Source organism: Salmonella sp. SAL00653, assembly GCF_046552515.1.
Classification (GTDB): Bacteria; Pseudomonadota; Gammaproteobacteria; order Enterobacterales; family Enterobacteriaceae; genus Salmonella; species Salmonella enterica.
Genome location: NZ_JBGDTY010000028.1, coordinates 12,198 through 32,008, shown reverse-complemented (window position 1 = coordinate 32,008; position 19,811 = coordinate 12,198). Strand labels below are relative to the sequence as shown.

Annotated in this window: 13 protein-coding genes and 1 pseudogene; 13 read left to right on the top strand and 1 reads right to left on the bottom strand. The window is 54.9% G+C overall.

The window, feature by feature from the left end; all coding sequences use genetic code 11:
- The first annotated feature begins 248 nt into the window (after positions 1-248).
- The 7 genes and pseudogenes from ACLJRU_RS22605 to ACLJRU_RS22575 all read left to right on the top strand — a co-directional run bounded on the left by ACLJRU_RS22605 (position 249) and on the right by ACLJRU_RS22575 (position 8,630).
- Positions 249-2,514: pseudogene (locus ACLJRU_RS22605) on the top strand (ComEC family protein).
- A gap of 36 nt (positions 2,515-2,550) precedes the next feature.
- Positions 2,551-4,299 (top strand): lipid A ABC transporter ATP-binding protein/permease MsbA, encoded by a 1,749-nt coding sequence (gene msbA / locus ACLJRU_RS22600; protein WP_000551246.1) that lies wholly within the window; start codon positions 2,551-2,553, stop codon positions 4,297-4,299.
- Positions 4,296-5,273 (top strand): tetraacyldisaccharide 4'-kinase, encoded by a 978-nt coding sequence (lpxK, locus tag ACLJRU_RS22595; RefSeq protein ID WP_000561679.1) that lies wholly within the window; start codon positions 4,296-4,298, stop codon positions 5,271-5,273. Before msbA ends, lpxK begins: the two co-directional genes overlap by 4 nt.
- A 43-nt stretch (positions 5,274-5,316) precedes the next feature.
- Complete coding sequence (locus ACLJRU_RS22590) at positions 5,317-6,549, top strand: winged helix-turn-helix domain-containing protein (protein WP_001539608.1); 1,233 nt, start codon at positions 5,317-5,319, stop codon at positions 6,547-6,549.
- A gap of 51 nt (positions 6,550-6,600) precedes the next feature.
- The gene (gene ycaR, locus ACLJRU_RS22585; RefSeq protein ID WP_000350061.1) at positions 6,601-6,783 is read left to right on the top strand and encodes a protein YcaR; all 183 of its coding nucleotides are present in this window, start codon (positions 6,601-6,603) and stop codon (positions 6,781-6,783) included.
- Positions 6,780-7,526: a 3-deoxy-manno-octulosonate cytidylyltransferase gene (gene kdsB / locus ACLJRU_RS22580; protein ID WP_000011576.1), complete on the top strand. Its 747-nt coding sequence runs from the start codon at positions 6,780-6,782 to the stop codon at positions 7,524-7,526. Before ycaR ends, kdsB begins: the two co-directional genes overlap by 4 nt.
- A gap of 210 nt (positions 7,527-7,736) precedes the next feature.
- Positions 7,737-8,630, top strand: coding sequence for a YcbJ family phosphotransferase (locus ACLJRU_RS22575; protein WP_000436889.1), 894 nt, complete (start codon positions 7,737-7,739; stop codon positions 8,628-8,630).
- Here ACLJRU_RS22575 and elyC read toward each other — a convergent pair.
- The gene (elyC, locus tag ACLJRU_RS22570) at positions 8,610-9,386 is read right to left on the bottom strand and encodes an envelope biogenesis factor ElyC (protein ID WP_000899553.1); all 777 of its coding nucleotides are present in this window, start codon (positions 9,384-9,386) and stop codon (positions 8,610-8,612) included. The two genes, ACLJRU_RS22575 and elyC, sit on opposite strands and share 21 nt — an antisense overlap.
- A 135-nt stretch (positions 9,387-9,521) precedes the next feature.
- Here elyC and cmoM point away from each other — a divergent pair, with 135 nt between their 5' ends.
- From cmoM to ACLJRU_RS22540, 6 genes are all read left to right on the top strand, one after another.
- Complete coding sequence (gene cmoM, locus ACLJRU_RS22565; RefSeq protein WP_001539611.1) at positions 9,522-10,325, top strand: tRNA uridine 5-oxyacetic acid(34) methyltransferase CmoM; 804 nt, start codon at positions 9,522-9,524, stop codon at positions 10,323-10,325.
- On the top strand, positions 10,318-11,640 hold the full coding sequence (mukF, locus tag ACLJRU_RS22560) for a chromosome partition protein MukF (protein ID WP_001288828.1): 1,323 nt from the start codon (positions 10,318-10,320) through the stop codon (positions 11,638-11,640). Before cmoM ends, mukF begins: the two co-directional genes overlap by 8 nt.
- Entirely contained in the window at positions 11,621-12,325 is a 705-nt protein-coding gene (mukE, locus tag ACLJRU_RS22555; protein ID WP_000060025.1) for a chromosome partition protein MukE, read from the top strand. The genes mukF and mukE overlap by 20 nt, the downstream gene beginning before the upstream one ends.
- On the top strand, positions 12,325-16,791 hold the full coding sequence (gene mukB, locus ACLJRU_RS22550; RefSeq protein ID WP_023234780.1) for a chromosome partition protein MukB: 4,467 nt from the start codon (positions 12,325-12,327) through the stop codon (positions 16,789-16,791). The genes mukE and mukB overlap by 1 nt, the downstream gene beginning before the upstream one ends.
- A 344-nt stretch (positions 16,792-17,135) precedes the next feature.
- Positions 17,136-18,983 (top strand): L,D-transpeptidase, encoded by a 1,848-nt coding sequence (gene ldtD, locus ACLJRU_RS22545; protein ID WP_023234781.1) that lies wholly within the window; start codon positions 17,136-17,138, stop codon positions 18,981-18,983.
- 259 nt (positions 18,984-19,242) lie between these two features.
- Positions 19,243-19,791 carry a YcbK family protein gene (locus ACLJRU_RS22540; RefSeq protein ID WP_023234782.1) on the top strand — a complete coding sequence of 183 codons (549 nt, stop codon included), beginning with the start codon at positions 19,243-19,245 and terminating at the stop codon, positions 19,789-19,791.
- Positions 19,792-19,811: the final 20 nt, after the last annotated feature.

Below are 19,811 nucleotides of genomic sequence, written 5' to 3'. Positions count from 1 at the left end.
AAATACAAAACGCCCGATGATGTTCATCAGGCGTTTTACAGACAAAAAACTGTCAACCTATATCAGGACTAGTCAATACACCGTCAGGCGCAAACGCTATTCGACCGAAAACTGGAAAACGTTTCGCATTTTTTGCTGCGTCTTACATTTATCAGGTAAAAAACCTGGAATCCGCGCCGTATAGCACAAAATCCCCTCCAGACAATGGCGTCCTGAACCTGCACACTTTCCCGCACAGGGAGGTGTCTATGAAGATAACGACGGTCAGCGTATGCGTAGTATGCGGCATACTTCCGCTCATGATATTGCCAGTATTACCTGATACGTGGATTCTCGCGGTGCTGTTTTGTCTGGCATGTTTGCTTTGCCTCATACCCCATCACTATGCGCGCTACGCGGCATTAACCTTGCTCTTTTTCATGTGGGGGATATTTGCCGCCAGGCAGGCCATCTGGGCGGGAAACGTCCTGCCCGCCGCGACGCAGGAGGCGACAGTCGTCATTACTGCCACCGATCATATGACCACTCATTATGGGCGAATCACCCATTTGCGCGGAAAGCCGCTCTTTCCTGCTGTAGGGATTGTCCTGCATGGCCAGTACTTACCCACGGAAGTGTGTGCCGGGCAACAGTGGGCGATGACGCTGAAGGTCAGAGCGGTACACGGACAGCTTAACGAAGGCGGTTTTGATAGCCAGCGTTACGCGCTAGCGCAGCACCAACCGTTGACCGGGCGTTTTCTACAGGCTAAAGCGATTAACCCTGAGTGTAGCTTGCGTGGGCGCTATCTTGCTTCGCTTCGCGCTACGCTTGCGCCTTATCCGTGGCAGCAGGTTATTCTGGCGTTGGGAATGGGGGAGCGGGGAGCGGTGTCGCAGGAGGTGAAGGCCGTTATGCGCGATACGGGGGACTGCCCATTTGATGGCGATTTCCGGCCTGCATATCGCTTTTGCTGCGTTATTGGCTGCCGGATTAATCCGTGGCGGACAATTCTTTTTGCCGGTCAGATGGATTCGTTGGCAGACGCCATTGCTGGGCGGCATTCTTTGCGCGATATGTTATGCCTGGCTTACCGGCTTACAACCGCCTGCGCTGCGCACGGTGGCGGCGCTGAGCGTCTGGGGAGGATTAAAATTAAGCGGACGACAGTGGAGCGGCTGGCAAGTCTGGTGCTGCTGTCTGGCCGCGATTATTTTCGCCGATCCTGTGGCGGTTATATCACAAAGTCTTTGGCTGTCAGCATTTGCGGTTGCCGGCCTGTTATTCTGGTATCAGTGGTTTCCTGCGCCAAACGGAAATTTTCCACGGGGCTTACGTTGGTTGCTTAACCTGCTTCACCTACAGGCAGGCATTACACTTCTGCTTTTGCCTCTCCATGTGGCGCTTTTTCATGGCATAAGCGTTACCGCAATGCTGGCGAATCTTTTTGCCGTACCCTGGGTCACATTTGTGACGGTTCCGCTCATCCTGGCGGGAATGATTCTGCATTTAACCGGGCCGTTTTTTCTTGAAGAGTGGGTATGGTACCTGACCGATCGCGCGTTAGCCGCGCTATTTTACCTGTTGAATGCTTTACCGCAGGGCTGGGTCAATATTGATAACCGTTGGCAGTGGCTGACGCTTTTACCCTGGCTAACGCTTATCGCGTGGCGATTAAACGTCTGGCGTACCTGTCCGGCGGTCTGTTTATGCGGGTTATTGTTGATGAGCTGGCCACTCTGGCGGCCGATAAACGCCAGCGGATGGCAGGTGCATATGCTGGATGTCGGTCAGGGGCTGGCGATAGCGATCGTCAGGGGCGATAAAGTAATACTCTACGATACCGGTCGGGCATGGCCGGAGGACGACAGCGGGCAACAGGTTATTATTCCCTGGTTGCGCTGGCATAATCTGACGCCGGAGGGCGTTATTTTGAGTCATGAGCATCTGGATCATCGGGGCGGGCTGCGTTCGCTACAGCGGGTCTGGCCGTCAATGTGGATTCGCAGCCCGTTAGGCTGGCAGGGACATTTGCCCTGTTTTCGCGGCGAGCAGTGGCAATGGCAGGGGTTAACGTTTCAGGCGCACTGGCCGTTACGCGAAAGTGCCGATCGAGGAAATAACCGTTCCTGTGTGGTCAAAGTGGATGACGGCGTACATAGCATCCTGCTCACGGGCGATATTGAAGCGGGCGCTGAACAAAAAATGCTAAGTCGTTACTGGCGACATCTTGCGGCGACGTTTATCCAGGTGCCGCATCATGGTAGTAATACGTCGTCGTCGTTACCATTTATTCAGCGCGTACATGGTGAAGCGGCGCTGGCGTCCGCATCGCGCTATAACGCATGGCGGCTGCCGTCCCGCAAGGTAAAACAGCGCTACCAGCAACAGGCGTATCAGTGGTTTGATACACCCCACCAGGGGCAAATTTCGCTGCGGTTTTCTCCGCAGGGCTGGCGCATACAAGGCTTACGGGATCAAATTTTACCTCGCTGGTATCATCAGTGGTTTGGCGTGTCCGAGGATAACGGGTAGAATATGCGGCTATTTCAACAAATGCTGGTTTTTTGAATGCATAACGATAAAGATCTCTCTACGTGGCAGACCTTCCGCCGACTGTGGCCAACCATAGCGCCTTTTAAAGCAGGTCTGATCGTGGCGGGCATAGCGTTAATTCTCAACGCAGCCAGCGATACCTTCATGCTATCGCTCCTCAAGCCATTACTGGATGATGGTTTCGGTAAAACGGATCGCTCAGTGTTGCTGTGGATGCCGCTGGTGGTTATTGGGCTGATGATATTACGAGGCATCACTAGCTATATCTCCAGCTACTGTATTTCATGGGTGTCAGGCAAGGTGGTAATGACCATGCGCCGTCGCCTGTTTGGCCATATGATGGGAATGCCCGTCGCTTTCTTTGATAAACAGTCTACCGGTACGCTGCTGTCGCGTATTACATACGATTCAGAACAGGTTGCCTCTTCTTCATCTGGCGCGCTGATTACCGTGGTGCGTGAAGGGGCATCGATCATCGGATTGTTTATCATGATGTTCTATTACAGCTGGCAGCTGTCGATCATCCTGGTTGTTTTAGCGCCGATTGTGTCGATTGCGATTCGCGTTGTCTCAAAGCGGTTCCGCAGCATCAGTAAAAATATGCAGAACACGATGGGACAAGTGACTACCAGCGCTGAACAAATGCTGAAAGGACACAAAGAGGTACTGATTTTTGGCGGTCAGGAAGTCGAAACTAAACGCTTTGATAAAGTCAGCAATAAGATGCGACTGCAAGGCATGAAAATGGTCTCTGCCTCGTCAATTTCCGATCCTATCATTCAGCTCATTGCCTCGCTGGCGCTGGCGTTTGTCCTCTATGCTGCGAGCTTCCCAAGCGTAATGGATAGCCTGACGGCAGGGACCATCACCGTGGTGTTCTCCTCCATGATCGCGCTGATGCGTCCATTAAAATCGCTGACAAACGTTAACGCGCAGTTCCAGCGTGGGATGGCGGCTTGTCAGACGTTGTTTGCGATTCTGGACAGCGAACAGGAGAAAGATGAAGGTAAACGTGTCATTGACCGCGCGACCGGCGATCTCGAATTCCGCAATGTGACGTTTACTTACCCGGGCCGTGAAGTGCCGGCATTGCGTAACATCAATTTGAAAATTCCTGCCGGGAAAACCGTGGCGCTGGTGGGGCGTTCCGGATCGGGTAAATCAACTATCGCCAGTCTGATCACCCGTTTCTACGATATTGATGAAGGACACATCCTGATGGATGGTCACGATCTACGCGAATACACTCTGGCCTCTCTACGTAATCAGGTGGCGCTGGTTTCGCAAAACGTGCATCTGTTTAACGACACGGTCGCTAATAACATTGCTTATGCCCGGACGGAAGAATACAGCCGCGAGCAGATTGAAGAGGCGGCGCGCATGGCCTATGCCATGGACTTTATCAACAAGATGGATAATGGCCTGGATACCATTATCGGCGAAAACGGCGTACTGCTTTCCGGCGGTCAACGCCAGCGTATCGCGATTGCCCGCGCCTTACTGCGCGACAGCCCGATTCTGATCCTTGATGAAGCTACGTCCGCGCTGGATACCGAGTCCGAACGTGCGATTCAGGCCGCGTTGGATGAGCTGCAAAAAAACCGTACCTCTCTGGTGATTGCGCACCGTCTCTCCACCATCGAACAGGCGGATGAGATCGTTGTAGTCGAAGACGGTATTATCGTTGAGCGCGGCACTCATAGCGAGTTGCTGGCGCAACACGGCGTTTACGCCCAGCTACATAAGATGCAATTTGGCCAATGATTGCGCGTATCTGGTCGGGTGAATCCCCGCTATGGCGGTTACTGTTGCCGCTCTCCTGGCTGTATGGCCTGGTGAGCGGGGCGATTCGTCTGAGCTATAAGCTTGGTTTTAAACGCGCCTGGCGAGCGCCGGTACCGGTGGTTGTGGTAGGGAATCTTACGGCTGGCGGTAACGGTAAAACCCCCGTAGTTATTTGGCTGGTGGAAAAGCTGCAACAGCGTGGCGTGCGCGTGGGGGTCGTTTCCCGCGGCTACGGCGGGAAAGCTGCCGCTTATCCGCTGCTCCTGACGCCGGAGACGACAACCGCAGAGGCGGGAGATGAACCGGTATTGATTTATCAACGGACCGGCGCGCCTGTCGCGGTAGCGCCTGAACGCGCCGCGGCGGTGAAAGCGATTCTGGCGGCGCATAATGTGCAGATTATTATCACTGACGATGGGTTGCAGCATTACCGACTCGCGCGAGATATTGAAATTGTGGTGATTGACGGGGTGCGTCGTTTTGGCAACGGCTGGTGGCTTCCTGCCGGTCCTATGCGCGAACGCGCCAGTCGCCTGAAAACCGTAGACGCCGCTATCGTCAATGGCGGCGTCGCCCGGGCGGGCGAAATCCCCATGCAGCTAGCGCCTGGACTGGCGGTGAACTTACGTACGGGAGCGCGTTGCGATGTGGCGCAACTGAGCAATATTGTGGCGATGGCGGGCATCGGTCATCCGCCGCGCTTTTTCGCCACGCTGGAAGCCTGTGGCGCGCATCCGCAAAAGTGCGTCCCGCTGGCCGATCATCAAACGCTCGCCCCTGCTGACGTTCAGGCGTTGGTCGGTGAAGGGCAGACCCTGGTAATGACGGAAAAAGACGCGGTGAAATGCCGTGCTTTTGCCGAAGATAACTGGTGGTTCTTACCGGTTGATGCGCGTTTGTCCGGTGAGCAGCCAGATAAGTTGCTTGAACATATCACCTCGCTGGTTCGCTAGCGTCCCCCAATGCAGCGGCAGTGATGAATTTATGGAGTCATGAATGTCATTGCCGTACCTTTCTCTTTCCCAGGCCCGGTGTCTTCACTTTGCTGCGCAGGGGCTATTGAAAAAGCCGCGCCGTAGCGCGATGCCTGGCGATGTTCTTGCCGCCATCTCACGCATGGCGTTGCTGCAAATTGATACCATCAATGTTGTCGCACGTAGCCCCTATCTGGTGCTGTTTAGCCGTCTCGGTTCGTACCCGCAGGCCTGGCTGGATGAGGGGCTGCGACGCGGCGAGTTAATGGAATACTGGGCGCATGAGGCCTGTTTCTTACCACGCCGCGACTTTAAACTTATCCGCCATCGTATGCTGTCGCCGGAAAAGATGGGCTGGAAATATCGCGCGGCATGGATGCATGAGCACGCGGAGGAAATAGAACAGCTAGTGCGGCATATTCAGGAGCACGGTCCGGTGCGATCTGCCGATTTTGAACATGCGCAGAAAGGCGTCAGCGGCTGGTGGGAATGGAAACCACATAAACTCCACCTTGAGGGTTTATTTACCGCCGGAAAAGTCATGGTTGTTGAGCGGCGTAATTTTCAACGTGTATATGATTTAACGCCCCGTGTGATGCCGCACTGGGATGATGAACGCGATGGACTGTCACAGCCGCAGGCGGAAAGCCTGATGCTGGATAATAGCGCGCGCAGTCTGGGGATTTTCCGTGAACAGTGGCTGGCGGATTACTACCGCCTGAAACGTCCTGACCTGAAGGGATGGCGGGAGAGCCGGGCGGAACAGCAGCAGATTATTCCGGTCGAGGTGGAAACGTTGGGGCGGATGTGGCTTCATGCCGATCTTCTTTCGCAGCTGGAACCGGCGCTGAATAACGCCTTAAAGGCGACCCATAGCGCAGTACTGTCGCCTTTCGATCCTGTGGTATGGGATCGCAAGCGGGTAGCGCAGCTTTTCGGATTTTACTATCGGCTGGAATGTTATACGCCTGCGGCGAAGCGCCAGTACGGTTATTTTGTGCTGCCGCTATTATACCAGGGCCGTTTAGTCGGGCGAATGGATGCCAAAATGCATCGTAAAACAGGGGTGCTTGAGGTTATCTCGCTGTATCTGGAGGACGATATTCGTCCTGGCGTTAATCTGCAAAAAGGAATCTGGCAGGCTATTAGCGCGTTTGCTGCCTGGCAACGGGCATCGCGCGTGACGCTGGGACAATGTCCGCCAGGCCTGTTTAGCGCCATGCGTCATGGCTGGGAAATAGACCCTGCACCATAACCGATTATGTTAATATTGAAGGATTCACAATCCGGTCCATCTGGAGGAACTATGGATCATCGTCTGCTTGAAATCATCGCCTGCCCGGTATGTAACGGCAAACTCTGGTATAACCAGGAACAGCAAGAATTAATTTGCAAACTGGACAATCTCGCTTTCCCGTTACGCGACGGCATTCCTGTATTGCTGGAAAATGAAGCTCGCGCCCTGACATCTGATGAGAGTAAATCATGAGTTTCGTCGTCATCATTCCGGCCCGTTTTTCATCTACCCGACTGCCAGGCAAACCATTAGTGGATATTAATGGTAAGCCCATGATTGTTCATGTCCTGGAGCGGGCGCGCGAATCTGGCGCGGAACGCATTATTGTCGCGACCGATCATGAAGACGTGGCTCGTGCGGTAGAAGCGGCTGGCGGCGAAGTGTGCATGACGCGCGCCGATCACCAGTCCGGCACCGAACGGTTGGCGGAAGTGGTAGAGAAGTGCGGATTCAGCGACGATACCGTTATTGTGAACGTTCAGGGCGATGAGCCGATGATCCCGGCGGTTATTATTCGCCAGGTCGCGGAAAATCTGGCACAGCGCCAGGTTGGCATGGCGACGCTGGCGGTGCCGATTCACAGCGCCGAAGAAGCGTTTAACCCGAATGCGGTAAAAGTCGTGCTGGATGCTGAAGGCTATGCGCTTTACTTTTCCCGGGCGACGATTCCCTGGGATCGCGATCGCTTTGCAAAAAGTCTGGAAACGGTAGGGGATACTTGCCTTCGTCACCTGGGCATTTATGGCTATCGCGCGGGGTTTATCCGCCGTTACGTGAGCTGGCAACCCAGCCCGCTTGAACATATTGAAATGCTGGAGCAACTCCGTGTGCTGTGGTACGGCGAAAAAATTCATGTCGCCGTCGCCAAAGCGGTGCCCGGCACGGGCGTAGACACCGCCGACGACCTGGAGCGCGTACGCGCTGAAATGCGTTAACATGATCCTGTTCATGATCGTCTTAGACGGTCATGAACAGCGCGGTATGATAGCGCAAAGATGAATACTCACGTCTGCTCATCAGTGGCGGCTTTCTCGTACCGTTACGATTTTCCTCATTTTTCTTTTCTTCCCTTGATCTGATACGGGTGACATCTGTCCATACGACGCTCATTATTAAAGTAGTAGCACTAATGGGGGTAATCTGGAATGGAACAGTTGCGGGCCGAACTCAGTCATTTGTTGGGTGAAAAACTTAGCCGTATAGAGTGCGTGAATGAGAAAGCGGATTCCGCATTGTGGTCATTATATGACAGCCAGGGCATTCCGATGCCGCTGATGGCGCGAAGTTTTACCACTCCCGGCGTTGCGCAGCAACTGGCATGGAAAACCTCAATGCTGGCGCGTAGCGGTACGGTGAGGATGCCGGTAATCTATGGCGTATTGACGCATGAAGAGCATCCTGGTCCGGATGTGCTGCTACTGGAACGACTGCGCGGTGTGCCGGTCGAGGCGCCGGCGCGCACTCCGGAACGCTGGGAACAGCTAAAAGATCAGATTGTCGAAGGGCTGTTAGCCTGGCATCGGCAGGATAGCCGCGGTTGCGTTGGCGCCGTAGACCATACTCAGGAGAATATCTGGCCTTCCTGGTATCGTCAGCGGGTGGAGGTGCTGTGGACGACGCTAAATCAGTTCAGCAATACCGGCCTGACGATGCAGGACAGACGCATTCTGTTTCGTACCAGAGAATGTCTTCCTTCGTTATTTGAAGGGTTTAACGATAACTGCGTACTGGTGCATGGCAACTTCTGCCTGCGCAGTATGCTTAAAGACGCCCGTAGCGATCAGCTTCTGGCAATGGTCGGCCCCGGGCTGATGCTGTGGGCGCCGAGAGAGTTCGAACTGTTTCGCCTGATGGATAATCCATTGGCGGAGGGATTGCTTTGGCATTATCTGCAACGCGCGCCAGTGGCGGAGTCCTTCATCTGGCGGCGTTGGCTCTATGTGCTGTGGGACGAGGTTGCGCAATTGGTCAATACCGGACGTTTTAACCGTACCAATTTTGATCTGGCGGCGAAATCATTACTCCCCTGGCTTGCCTGATATGCCTTTCAGCCATTGCCAAAGTCGCCCTAATGTTTCATACCCAGCGCGATCGCTGTGCATCAGCCAGACCGGGGACGGAATTGCCCGCTCCCAGGGATTGAGCGGCGAATCGATCGCCAACTGATTCGCCGGTGCGGGAAGCGGATTCAGCCCGGCATGCTGAAAGAAAATCATCGCGCGCGGCAAATGCGAGGCGGAGGTTACCAACAGGAAAGGGGCGTCGCCGATGGCCTGCTTAACGGCGGCGGCTTCTTCTTCCGTATCTTTTGGCTTATCCAGCGTAATAATATCGCTACGCGGTACGCCCAGCGACTGCGCCACCCGCGCACCGACTTCCGCTGTGCTTACCGTATTGGTTTTTGCTATGCCGCCGGTAAAAATCAGCCTGGCTCCCGGATTCGCGCGCCACAGCCGAATGCCTTCCGCCAGCCGCGGCAAGCTGTTGTTAATTAAATTAGAGCTCGGCGCCCACTGCGGGTTCCAGGTATAGCCGCCGCCGAGAACCACAATATATTCCACCTTTTGCGGACCCTGCCAGGTAGGGTAGCGGTTTTCTATCGGACGCAGCAGATGGTCGGAAACGGGTTGCAGGCTTAATAGCAATAGCGCCAGCCAACCTACGCTGATAAATACTTTTCCGGTCTTCTGAAAGCGGCTAAACCAGAGCAGCGCCAGGCCGACGCCAATGATCAGCAACATCAGCGGAAGCGGCAATAACATACCGCCAATCACTTTCTTTAGCGTAAAAAGCATCCTTTTTGGTTCCTTTTTTAACCATATAGCGGAGGATTAACGGTGATATTACACCAGACAGGTTCATTCTGGCCGCGGCTGTGACAAAATAGCGGTTTTATCAGATAACGCCTGAGCCAGCCTGTGGAGAGTCCGATGCAGGATCGCAATTTTGATGACATTGCTGAAAAGTTTTCCCGTAACATTTACGGCACGACCAAAGGACAACTGCGGCAAGCCATTCTGTGGCAAGACCTGGATCGCGTGCTGGAGGAGATTGGCGGGCGAAAACTGCGGGTACTGGATGCCGGCGGCGGCGAAGGGCAAACGGCGATTAAGATGGCGGAACGCGGTCATCAGGTGACGTTATGCGATCTGTCTGGCGAAATGATCGCCCGCGCGCGGCAGGCGGCCGAGGTAAAAGGTGTGAGCAAAGACATGCATTTTATACAATGCCCGGCTCAGGACGTCGCTTCGCATTTGGAAAGCCCGGTTGATCTGATATTGTTTCATGCTGTGCTGGAGTGGGTAGCCGATCCTGTCGGCGTATTAGAAACGCTCTGGTCAGTATTGCGCCCTGGCGGCGTGCTGTCGTTGATGTTCTATAACGCTAACGGTTTGCTGATGCACAATATGGTGGCGGGTAATTTTGACTACGTGCAGGCGGGGATGCCTAAACGCAAGAAGCGCACGCTGTCGCCTGACTACCCGCGCGACCCCGCGCAGGTGTACCAGTGGCTGGAGGCGATTGGCTGGCAGATTACCGGTAAAACCGGCGTGCGTGTGTTTCATGATTATCTGCGTGAAAAACACCAGCAGCGTGACTGTTATGAGACCCTGGTCGAACTGGAAACGCGTTATTGCCGCCAGGAGCCGTATATTAGCCTTGGGCGCTACATTCATGTCACCGCGATTAAAAGCCCGGCGCTAGCCGCAGATGCAAGGATAACCTATGAGTGAATTTTCCCAGACAGTCCCCGAACTGGTTGCCTGGGCCAGAAAAAACGACTTTTCCATCTCGCTGCCGGTAGACAGACTTTCCTTTCTGCTGGCGGTCGCCACGTTGAACGGCGAACGCCTTGACGGCGAGATGAGTGAAGGCGAGCTAGTGGATGCATTCCGCCATGTGAGTGATGCGTTTGAGCAAACCAGCGAAACCATCGGCGTGCGCGCGAACAACGCGATTAACGATATGGTGCGTCAACGTCTGCTGAACCGCTTTACCAGCGAGCAGGCTGAAGGCAATGCGATTTACCGATTAACCCCGCTCGGGATTGGCATCACCGATTACTACATTCGTCAACGCGAATTCTCTACGCTGCGTCTTTCTATGCAGTTGTCGATTGTGGCCGGTGAATTGAAGCGCGCGGCGGATGCGGCAGCGGAGGGTGGCGATGAGTTCCACTGGCATCGCAACGTTTACGCGCCATTGAAATATTCGGTGGCGGAGATTTTCGACAGTATCGATCTCACCCAGCGCATCATGGATGAACAGCAGCAGCAGGTGAAAGACGATATCGCACAACTGCTGAATAAAGACTGGCGGGCGGCGATTTCCAGCTGTGAACTGCTGCTTTCTGAAACGTCCGGTACGCTGCGCGAGTTGCAGGATACGCTGGAGGCGGCGGGCGATAAGCTGCAGGCTAACCTGCTGCGCATTCAGGATGCCACGATGACGCACGACGATCTGCATTTTGTCGACAGGCTGGTATTTGACTTACAAAGTAAACTCGACCGCATTATCAGTTGGGGTCAGCAGTCTATTGATTTATGGATCGGCTACGATCGTCACGTGCATAAATTTATCCGTACCGCGATCGATATGGATAAAAACCGTGTCTTCGCCCAGCGGTTGCGCCAGTCAGTGCAGACTTATTTTGACGATCCATGGGCGCTAACCTATGCGAATGCCGATCGTCTGCTGGATATGCGCGATGAAGAGATGGCGTTGCGTGACGATGAAGTCACCGGGGAGTTGCCGCCGGATCTGGAATATGAAGAGTTTAACGAGATCCGCGAGCAGTTAGCGGCCATCATTGAAGAACAGCTGGCTATCTACAAAACCAGACAAACGCCACTGGATCTTGGGCTGGTGGTGCGCGAGTATCTGGCGCAATACCCGCGCGCGCGTCATTTCGACGTGGCGCGTATTGTTATCGATCAAGCGGTACGTCTTGGCGTAGCGCAAGCAGATTTCACCGGACTGCCAGCCAAATGGCAGCCGATTAATGATTACGGAGCCAAGGTACAGGCGCATGTCATTGACAAATATTGAACAAGTGATGCCGGTTAAGCTGGCGCAGGCGCTGGCGAATCCGTTATTTCCGGCGCTGGATAGCGCATTACGTTCGGGCCGCCACATCGGGCTGGACGAACTGGATAATCATGCCTTTCTGATGGATTTTCAGGAATACCTGGAAGAGTTTTACGCGCGTTATAACGTGGAGCTGATTCGCGCGCCGGAGGGGTTCTTCTACCTGCGTCCGCGTTCTACCACGCTTATCCCGCGCTCGGTGTTATCCGAACTGGATATGATGGTCGGTAAAATTCTCTGCTACCTCTATCTTAGCCCGGAGCGTCTGGCCAACGAAGGGATCTTTACTCAGCAAGAGTTGTACGACGAGCTGCTTACCCTTGCGGACGAAGCCAAACTGCTAAAGCTGGTGAATAACCGTTCGACGGGATCTGACGTTGATCGTCAGAAACTGCAGGAAAAGGTGCGTTCTTCTTTAAACCGCCTGCGTCGTTTGGGCATGGTATGGTTTATGGGCCACGACAGTAGCAAATTCCGCATTACCGAATCGGTCTTCCGCTTTGGCGCGGATGTCCGCGCCGGCGACGATCCTCGCGAGGCGCAGCGTCGTCTCATCCGCGACGGGGAAGCGATGCCCATTGAAAACCATCTGCAACTTAATGATGAGACCGAAGAGAGTCAGCCGGACAGTGGAGAGGAAGAATAATGATTGAACGCGGTAAATTTCGCTCGCTAACGCTGATTAACTGGAACGGTTTTTTTGCCCGTACTTTTGACCTGGATGAACTGGTCACGACGTTATCCGGGGGCAACGGTGCCGGGAAATCCACGACGATGGCGGCGTTCGTCACGGCGCTGATCCCGGATCTTACATTACTGCACTTTCGTAACACCACGGAAGCCGGCGCCACCAGCGGTTCGCGCGATAAAGGTCTGCACGGTAAGCTGAAGGCGGGCGTCTGTTACTCCATGCTCGACACCATTAATTCCCGCCATCAGCGGGTGGTGGTCGGCGTGCGTCTGCAGCAGGTCGCTGGGCGCGATCGCAAAGTGGACATCAAACCGTTCGCTATCCAGGGGCTGCCGATGTCGGTACAGCCGACACAACTGGTGACGGAGACATTAAACGAACGTCAGGCGCGCGTACTGTCGCTTGCTGAGCTGAAAGACAAGCTTGACGAGATGGAAGGCGTGCAGTTTAAGCAGTTTAACTCCATCACCGATTATCATTCGCTGATGTTTGACTTAGGGATCATCGCCCGTCGTCTGCGCTCCGCTTCCGATCGTAGTAAATTCTATCGTTTGATAGAGGCCTCGCTGTACGGCGGGATCTCCAGCGCCATTACCCGATCGCTACGCGATTATTTATTGCCGGAAAACAGCGGCGTGCGCAAGGCGTTCCAGGATATGGAAGCGGCGCTGCGCGAGAACCGACTCACGCTGGAAGCGATTCGTGTTACCCAATCCGATCGCGATCTGTTTAAGCATTTGATCAGCGAAGCCACCGATTATGTGGCGGCGGATTATATGCGCCACGCCAATGAGCGTCGGGTTCACCTTGATCAGGCGTTGGCGTTTCGACGCGAACTGTACACATCGCGCAAACAACTGGCGGCGGAGCAGTACAAGCACGTCGATATGGCCCGTGAGTTGGGCGAACATAACGGTGCCGAAGGTTCTCTTGAGGCGGATTACCAGGCGGCGAGCGATCACCTGAATCTGGTGCAAACCGCGCTGCGTCAGCAGGAAAAAATTGAACGCTACGAAGCGGATCTTGAAGAGCTGCAGATTCGACTCGAAGAGCAAAACGAAGTGGTGGCGGAAGCCGCCGAAATGCAGGACGAAAATGAAGCGCGTGCCGAAGCCGCCGAGCTGGAAGTCGATGAACTCAAAAGCCAGCTTGCGGATTACCAGCAGGCGCTGGATGTACAGCAAACGCGCGCGATTCAGTATAACCAGGCGATATCAGCGCTCGCCCGCGCTAAAGAACTTTGCCATCTGCCGGATCTAACGCCGGAAAGCGCCGCCGAATGGCTGGATACTTTCCAGGCAAAAGAGCAGGAAGCTACGGAAAAACTGCTGTCGTTGGAACAAAAAATGAGCGTGGCGCAAACCGCGCACAGCCAGTTTGAGCAGGCTTACCAGCTGGTGGCGGCGATCAACGGCCCGCTGGCGCGTAGCGAAGCCTGGGACGTGGCGCGCGAGCTGTTACGGGACGGCGTGAACCAGCGTCATCTGGCGGAACAGGTACAGCCGCTGCGGATGCGCCTGAGCGAACTGGAACAGCGGCTGCGCGAGCAGCAAGAGGCGGAACGTCTGCTGGCGGAGTTCTGTAAGCGACAGGGCAAAAATTTTGATATTGACGAACTGGAAGCGCTGCATCAGGAGCTGGAAGCCCGCATCGCGTCCTTGTCTGAGAGCGTGTCGTCAGCCAGCGAACAGCGTATGGCCTTGCGTCAGGAGCAGGAGCAGCTTCAGTCGCGTATTCAACATCTGATGCGGCGTGCGCCCGTCTGGCTGGCGGCGCAAAACAGCCTGAACCAGCTTAGCGAACAGTGCGGCGAGGAGTTTACGTCCAGCCAGGAAGTGACCGAATACCTGCAACAGCTACTGGAGCGTGAGCGCGAAGCCATTGTCGAACGCGACGAAGTGGGCGCGCGTAAAAATGCGGTTGATGAAGAGATCGAACGTTTAAGCCAGCCGGGCGGCGCGGAAGACCAGCGTTTGAATGCGCTGGCGGAGCGTTTTGGCGGGGTACTGCTGTCGGAAATCTACGATGATGTCAGCCTTGAAGATGCGCCGTACTTTTCCGCACTGTATGGCCCGTCGCGCCATGCGATCGTCGTACCGGATTTATCGCAAATAGCCGAACAGCTTGAAGGTCTGACCGACTGCCCGGAAGATCTGTACCTGATCGAAGGCGATCCGCAGTCTTTTGATGACAGCGTATTCAGCGTTGACGAGCTGGAAAAGGCGGTGGTCGTGAAAATTGCCGACCGTCAGTGGCGTTATTCGCGTTTCCCATCGCTGCCTATTTTTGGCCGCGCGGCGCGCGAGAACCGTATTGAGAGTCTCCATGCGGAACGGGAAGTGCTTTCCGAGCGCTTTGCCACGCTCTCGTTTGACGTGCAGAAAACCCAGCGTTTGCACCAGGCGTTCAGCCGTTTTATCGGCAGCCACCTTTCCGTTGCCTTTGAGGACGATCCGGAAGCGGAAATTCGCCGACTGAACGGGCGTCGCGTCGAACTGGAGCGCGCGCTGGCGACGCATGAAAACGACAACCAGCAGCAGCGCCTTCAGTTTGAGCAGGCGAAAGAGGGCGTTTCCGCGCTTAACCGTTTGCTGCCGCGGCTGAATTTATTGGCCGATGAAACGCTGGCCGATCGGGTCGATGAAATTCAGGAACGGTTGGATGAGGCGCAGGAAGCGGCGCGATTTGTGCAGCAATATGGCAACCAGTTAGCCAAACTGGAGCCGGTGGTTTCCGTTCTGCAAAGCGATCCGGAACAGTTTGAGCAATTAAAAGAAGACTATGCATGGTCGCAGCAAATGCAGCGCGACGCGCGCCAGCAGGCTTTTGCTCTGGCTGAAGTTGTCGAACGTCGGGCGCATTTCAGCTATTCCGACTCGGCGGAAATGCTGAGCGGCAACAGCGATCTCAACGAAAAGCTGCGCCAGCGGCTGGAGCAGGCGGAAGCCGAGCGTACCCGCGCCCGCGAAGCGCTGCGCAGCCATGCCGCGCAGTTAAGTCAGTACAGCCAGGTCCTGGCCTCGCTAAAAAGCTCTTACGACACGAAAAAAGAGCTGCTTAACGATTTGCAGCGCGAATTACAGGATATTGGCGTTCGCGCCGACAGCGGGGCGGAAGAGCGTGCCCGCCAGCGTCGCGATGAACTGCACGCCCAGTTGAGCAATAACCGTTCGCGTCGCAATCAGCTTGAGAAAGCGCTCACCTTCTGCGAAGCGGAGATGGAGAACCTGACCCGTAAGCTGCGCAAGCTGGAGCGTGATTATCATGAAATGCGCGAGCAGGTCGTGACCGCGAAAGCCGGCTGGTGCGCAGTCATGCGGATGGTGAAAGACAATGGCGTGGAACGCCGTCTGCACCGTCGTGAGCTGGCTTATCTGTCGGCGGATGAACTGCGCTCCATGTCGGATAAGGCGTTGGGCGCGCTGCGCCTGGCCATCGCGGATAACGAACATCTGCGCGACGTATTGCGTCTGTCGGAAGATCCGAAACGCCCGGAACGTAAAATCCAGTTCTTTGTGGCCGTTTACCAGCATCTGCGCGAACGTATTCGTCAGGATATTATTCGTACCGACGATCCGGTTGAAGCCATTGAACAAATGGAGATTGAACTGAGCCGTCTGACGGAAGAGCTGACATCGCGTGAGCAAAAGCTGGCAATCAGTTCCCTCAGCGTGGCAAACATCATCCGCAAGACTATCCAGCGTGAACAGAACCGTATCCGTATGCTGAACCAGGGGTTGCAAAGCGTCTCTTTTGGCCAGGTGAATAGCGTGCGGTTAAACGTCAACGTGCGTGAAACGCATGCCACCTTGCTGGATGTGCTTTCAGAACAGCAGGAGCAGCACCAGGATCTGTTTAACAGCAATCGTCTGACCTTCTCCGAAGCGCTGGCGAAACTGTACCAGCGTCTGAATCCGCAGATCGATATGGGGCAACGCACGCCGCAGACCATCGGCGAGGAGCTGCTGGACTACCGTAACTATCTGGAAATGGAAGTTGAAGTTAACCGTGGGTCCGACGGCTGGCTGCGTGCGGAATCCGGCGCGCTATCAACGGGGGAAGCTATCGGGACCGGGATGTCAATTCTGGTGATGGTGGTGCAAAGCTGGGAAGACGAAGCGCGCAGACTGCGCGGGAAAGATATTTCGCCATGTCGCCTGCTGTTCCTCGATGAAGCGGCGCGTCTGGATGCGCGTTCTATCGCCACGCTGTTTGAACTATGCGAACGTTTGCAGATGCAGCTCATCATCGCCGCGCCGGAAAACATCAGTCCGGAGAAGGGCACGACGTATAAACTGGTGCGTAAAGTGTTTCAGAATACTGAGCATGTTCATGTTGTCGGGCTGCGTGGCTTTGCGCCACAGCTTCCGGAAACGCTTCCCGGTACGCAGACGGAAGATACGCCTTCAGAAGCGAGTTAAACACGGCAGAAACGATGAAGTGCCCGATGGCGCCTCGCTTATCAGGCAAGGCCGGATAAATCGGTTACGCCGCCATCCGGTACAACAAGTTCTGTTTTATCATTAGCCTGGGGCGGCGAAAGCCGCCTTTTTCTTTATCTGAAAAATCTCTCCGGGTAGTGCATTTTCTTTAAACTTCTTTACATTAGGTTAGGCAAAAACGTAACGAACTTTATATACTGGAGTTAAGCCTGACGAGTGAGCAGGCTGACTCGTCATACTAAACAAAAGCATTGGTTGCGGTTGACCCGCGCTGCGGGCAGCGCAGTCATGCGGAGTATGATAACGAAAACAGGGGGCAAGGGATGTTGCTTAATAAGATGTGTGGTCGTTGTCTGTCGGCAATCAGTTTATGCCTGGCCGTAACATTCGCTCCACTGTTCAATGCGCAGGCCGATGAGCCTGAAATGATACCTGGCGATAGCGTCGTTGCCGCGACGGATCAGGCTGGGCCGCAGAAACAATCAGCCGCGACGGCGATTATGGCTGGGATTCAGCCGCTGCCGGAGGGCGTTTCAGCCGAGAAAGTCCGGGCTGATTTACAGTCGCAGCCTCCTTCCGGCTATACGCCGGTCTATATGAGCCAGCTGACATTGCTGTATGCCGCGCGCGACATGAAGCCCATGTGGGATAATCGCGATGCGGTGAAAGCCTTCCAGCAACAGTTGGCGGAGGTGGCGATTGCCGGATTCCAGCCGCAGTTTACCGCCTGGGTGGCATTGTTGACCGATCCCGCCGTAAACGGTATGGCGCGCGATGTTGTGTTGTCAGACGCCATGATGGGCTATCTCCATTTCATTGCGAATATCCCCGTCAAAGGCCAGCGCTGGTTATATAGCAACAAACCTTACGCATTGGCGACGCCGCCAGTCTCGGTGATTAACCAGTGGCAAATCGCGCTGGAAGAGGGCCAGTTGCCGATGTTTGTCGCCAGCCTGGCGCCGCAGCATCCACAGTATGCGCCCATGCATGACGCGCTACTGAAGCTGGTGGCGGACTCTCGCCCGTGGCCGCAGTTGGCCAATACCGCAACGCTGCGCCCGGGGCAATGGAGTAACGATGTGCCTGCGCTGCGCGAAATATTACAGCGTACGGGGATGCTGGATGGCGGTCCAAAGATAGCCTTACCCGGCGATAACACTGCTGATAGCGCCGTCGTCAGCCCCTCCGCCGCGGTAGTCGAAACATCGGTGGCGCAGCCGGTCGACGAACCAACGGCCCGCCGTAGTAAGTCGGCTCCGGCGGCACGCGCCTACGATCGTGAACTGGTCGAGGCGGTAAAGCGTTTTCAGGCATGGCAAGGGCTGGGGGCGGATGGCGTTATTGGCCCGGCGACGCGTAACTGGCTTAATATGACCCCCGCGCAACGCGCAGGCGTACTGGCACTGAATATCCAACGTTTACGCCTGCTGCCGGCGGAACTCTCTACCGGTATTATGGTAAACATTCCCGCTTATTCGCTGGTCTACTATCAGAATGGCAACCAGGTGCTGGCTTCGAGGGTGATCGTCGGGCGTCCTGATCGTAAAACGCCGATGATGAGCAGCGCGCTGAATAATGTGGTGGTGAACCCGCCGTGGAACGTTCCGCCCACGCTTGCGCGTAAAGACATTTTACCGAAGGTGTGGAATGACCCAGGCTATCTGGAGCGCCATGGCTACACCGTGATGCGCGGCTGGAACAGTAAAGAAGCGATCGATCCGTGGCAGGTTGACTGGGCCACTATTACGCCATCGAATCTTCCGTTCCGTTTCCAGCAGGCGCCAGGCGCGCACAATTCGCTGGGGCGTTATAAATTTAATATGCCGAGCTCAGATGCGATCTATCTGCATGATACGCCTAACCATAATCTCTTTCAGCGTGACGCCAGGGCGTTAAGTTCCGGCTGCGTGCGGGTCAATAAGGCCTCTGAACTGGCGAATATGCTTTTGCAGGATGCTGGCTGGAACGATGCGCGGATCTCAGGCGCCCTGAAGCAAGGCGACACGCGGTATGTCAATATCCGGCAGAACACTCCAGTAAATCTTTACTATCTGACCGCGTTTGTCGGCGCAGATGGACGTATGCAATATCGTACAGATATTTACAATTACGATCTCACAGCGCGATCCAGCGCACAAATTGTGCCAAAGGTTGAACAATTAATCAGGTAAATGAAGAAGTTCTGGTAAATATGTTGTCCTAATGTTTGGCTTCAACGGGGCGTTTCGCTGTAGACCCCCGTTGTGGCTGGGGGAGGGCCATCTTGACGCGGGCTTTATCGGCAGTTAAGGTGCCTTTCGTGCGCCAGAAGTGCATATACAACAACCTTTAAGTCGACCGGGCCGTTCAGAAGTCTGTGCCAGCCGGTATCATGTCTGCTTAAAGGTAGAAGTGTATTAACGATAACATTGACCTGTAGACCTGATTATCATGGACAAATTTGACGCTAATCGCCGCAAGCTGCTGGCGCTTGGTGGTGTCGCTCTCGGCGCCGCCATCCTGCCCTCGCCAGCGTTTGCCACACTCTCGACCCCACGCCTGCGCATTTTGACGTTAAACAATCTCCATACCGGAGAGTCAATCAAGGCGGAGTTTTTCGATGGAAGAGCCTACATTCAGGATGAATTAGCAAAGTTAAACCATTTTTTCCGTGACTATCGCGCGAATAAAGTCCGATCAATCGATCCCCGCCTGTTTGACCAACTTTACCGACTTCAGGGGCTGTTAGGGACGCGTAAACCTGTGCAGCTCATCTCAGGCTACCGTTCTCTTGATACCAATAATGAATTACGCGCCCGTAGCAGCGGCGTAGCGAAAAAAAGCTACCATACAAAAGGGCAGGCGATGGATTTTCATATTGAGGGCGTGGCGCTGAGCAATATTCGCAAAGCGGCGTTATCTATGCGCGCAGGTGGTGTAGGATATTACCCACGTAGTAACTTTGTGCATATTGATACCGGGCCAGCGCGGCACTGGTAATCAGCGAGGCTTAATCAAAG

Coding starts and splice junctions, on each gene's coding strand:
- msbA (WP_000551246.1), top strand. CDS start 2,551: ATGCATAACGATAAAGATCTCTCTACGTGGCAGACCTTCCGCCGACTG.
- lpxK (WP_000561679.1), top strand. CDS start 4,296: ATGATTGCGCGTATCTGGTCGGGTGAATCCCCGCTATGGCGGTTACTG.
- ACLJRU_RS22590 (WP_001539608.1), top strand. CDS start 5,317: ATGTCATTGCCGTACCTTTCTCTTTCCCAGGCCCGGTGTCTTCACTTT.
- ycaR (WP_000350061.1), top strand. CDS start 6,601: ATGGATCATCGTCTGCTTGAAATCATCGCCTGCCCGGTATGTAACGGC.
- kdsB (WP_000011576.1), top strand. CDS start 6,780: ATGAGTTTCGTCGTCATCATTCCGGCCCGTTTTTCATCTACCCGACTG.
- ACLJRU_RS22575 (WP_000436889.1), top strand. CDS start 7,737: ATGGAACAGTTGCGGGCCGAACTCAGTCATTTGTTGGGTGAAAAACTT.
- elyC (WP_000899553.1), bottom strand. CDS start 9,386: ATGCTTTTTACGCTAAAGAAAGTGATTGGCGGTATGTTATTGCCGCTT.
- cmoM (WP_001539611.1), top strand. CDS start 9,522: ATGCAGGATCGCAATTTTGATGACATTGCTGAAAAGTTTTCCCGTAAC.
- mukF (WP_001288828.1), top strand. CDS start 10,318: ATGAGTGAATTTTCCCAGACAGTCCCCGAACTGGTTGCCTGGGCCAGA.
- mukE (WP_000060025.1), top strand. CDS start 11,621: ATGTCATTGACAAATATTGAACAAGTGATGCCGGTTAAGCTGGCGCAG.
- mukB (WP_023234780.1), top strand. CDS start 12,325: ATGATTGAACGCGGTAAATTTCGCTCGCTAACGCTGATTAACTGGAAC.
- ldtD (WP_023234781.1), top strand. CDS start 17,136: ATGTTGCTTAATAAGATGTGTGGTCGTTGTCTGTCGGCAATCAGTTTA.
- ACLJRU_RS22540 (WP_023234782.1), top strand. CDS start 19,243: ATGGACAAATTTGACGCTAATCGCCGCAAGCTGCTGGCGCTTGGTGGT.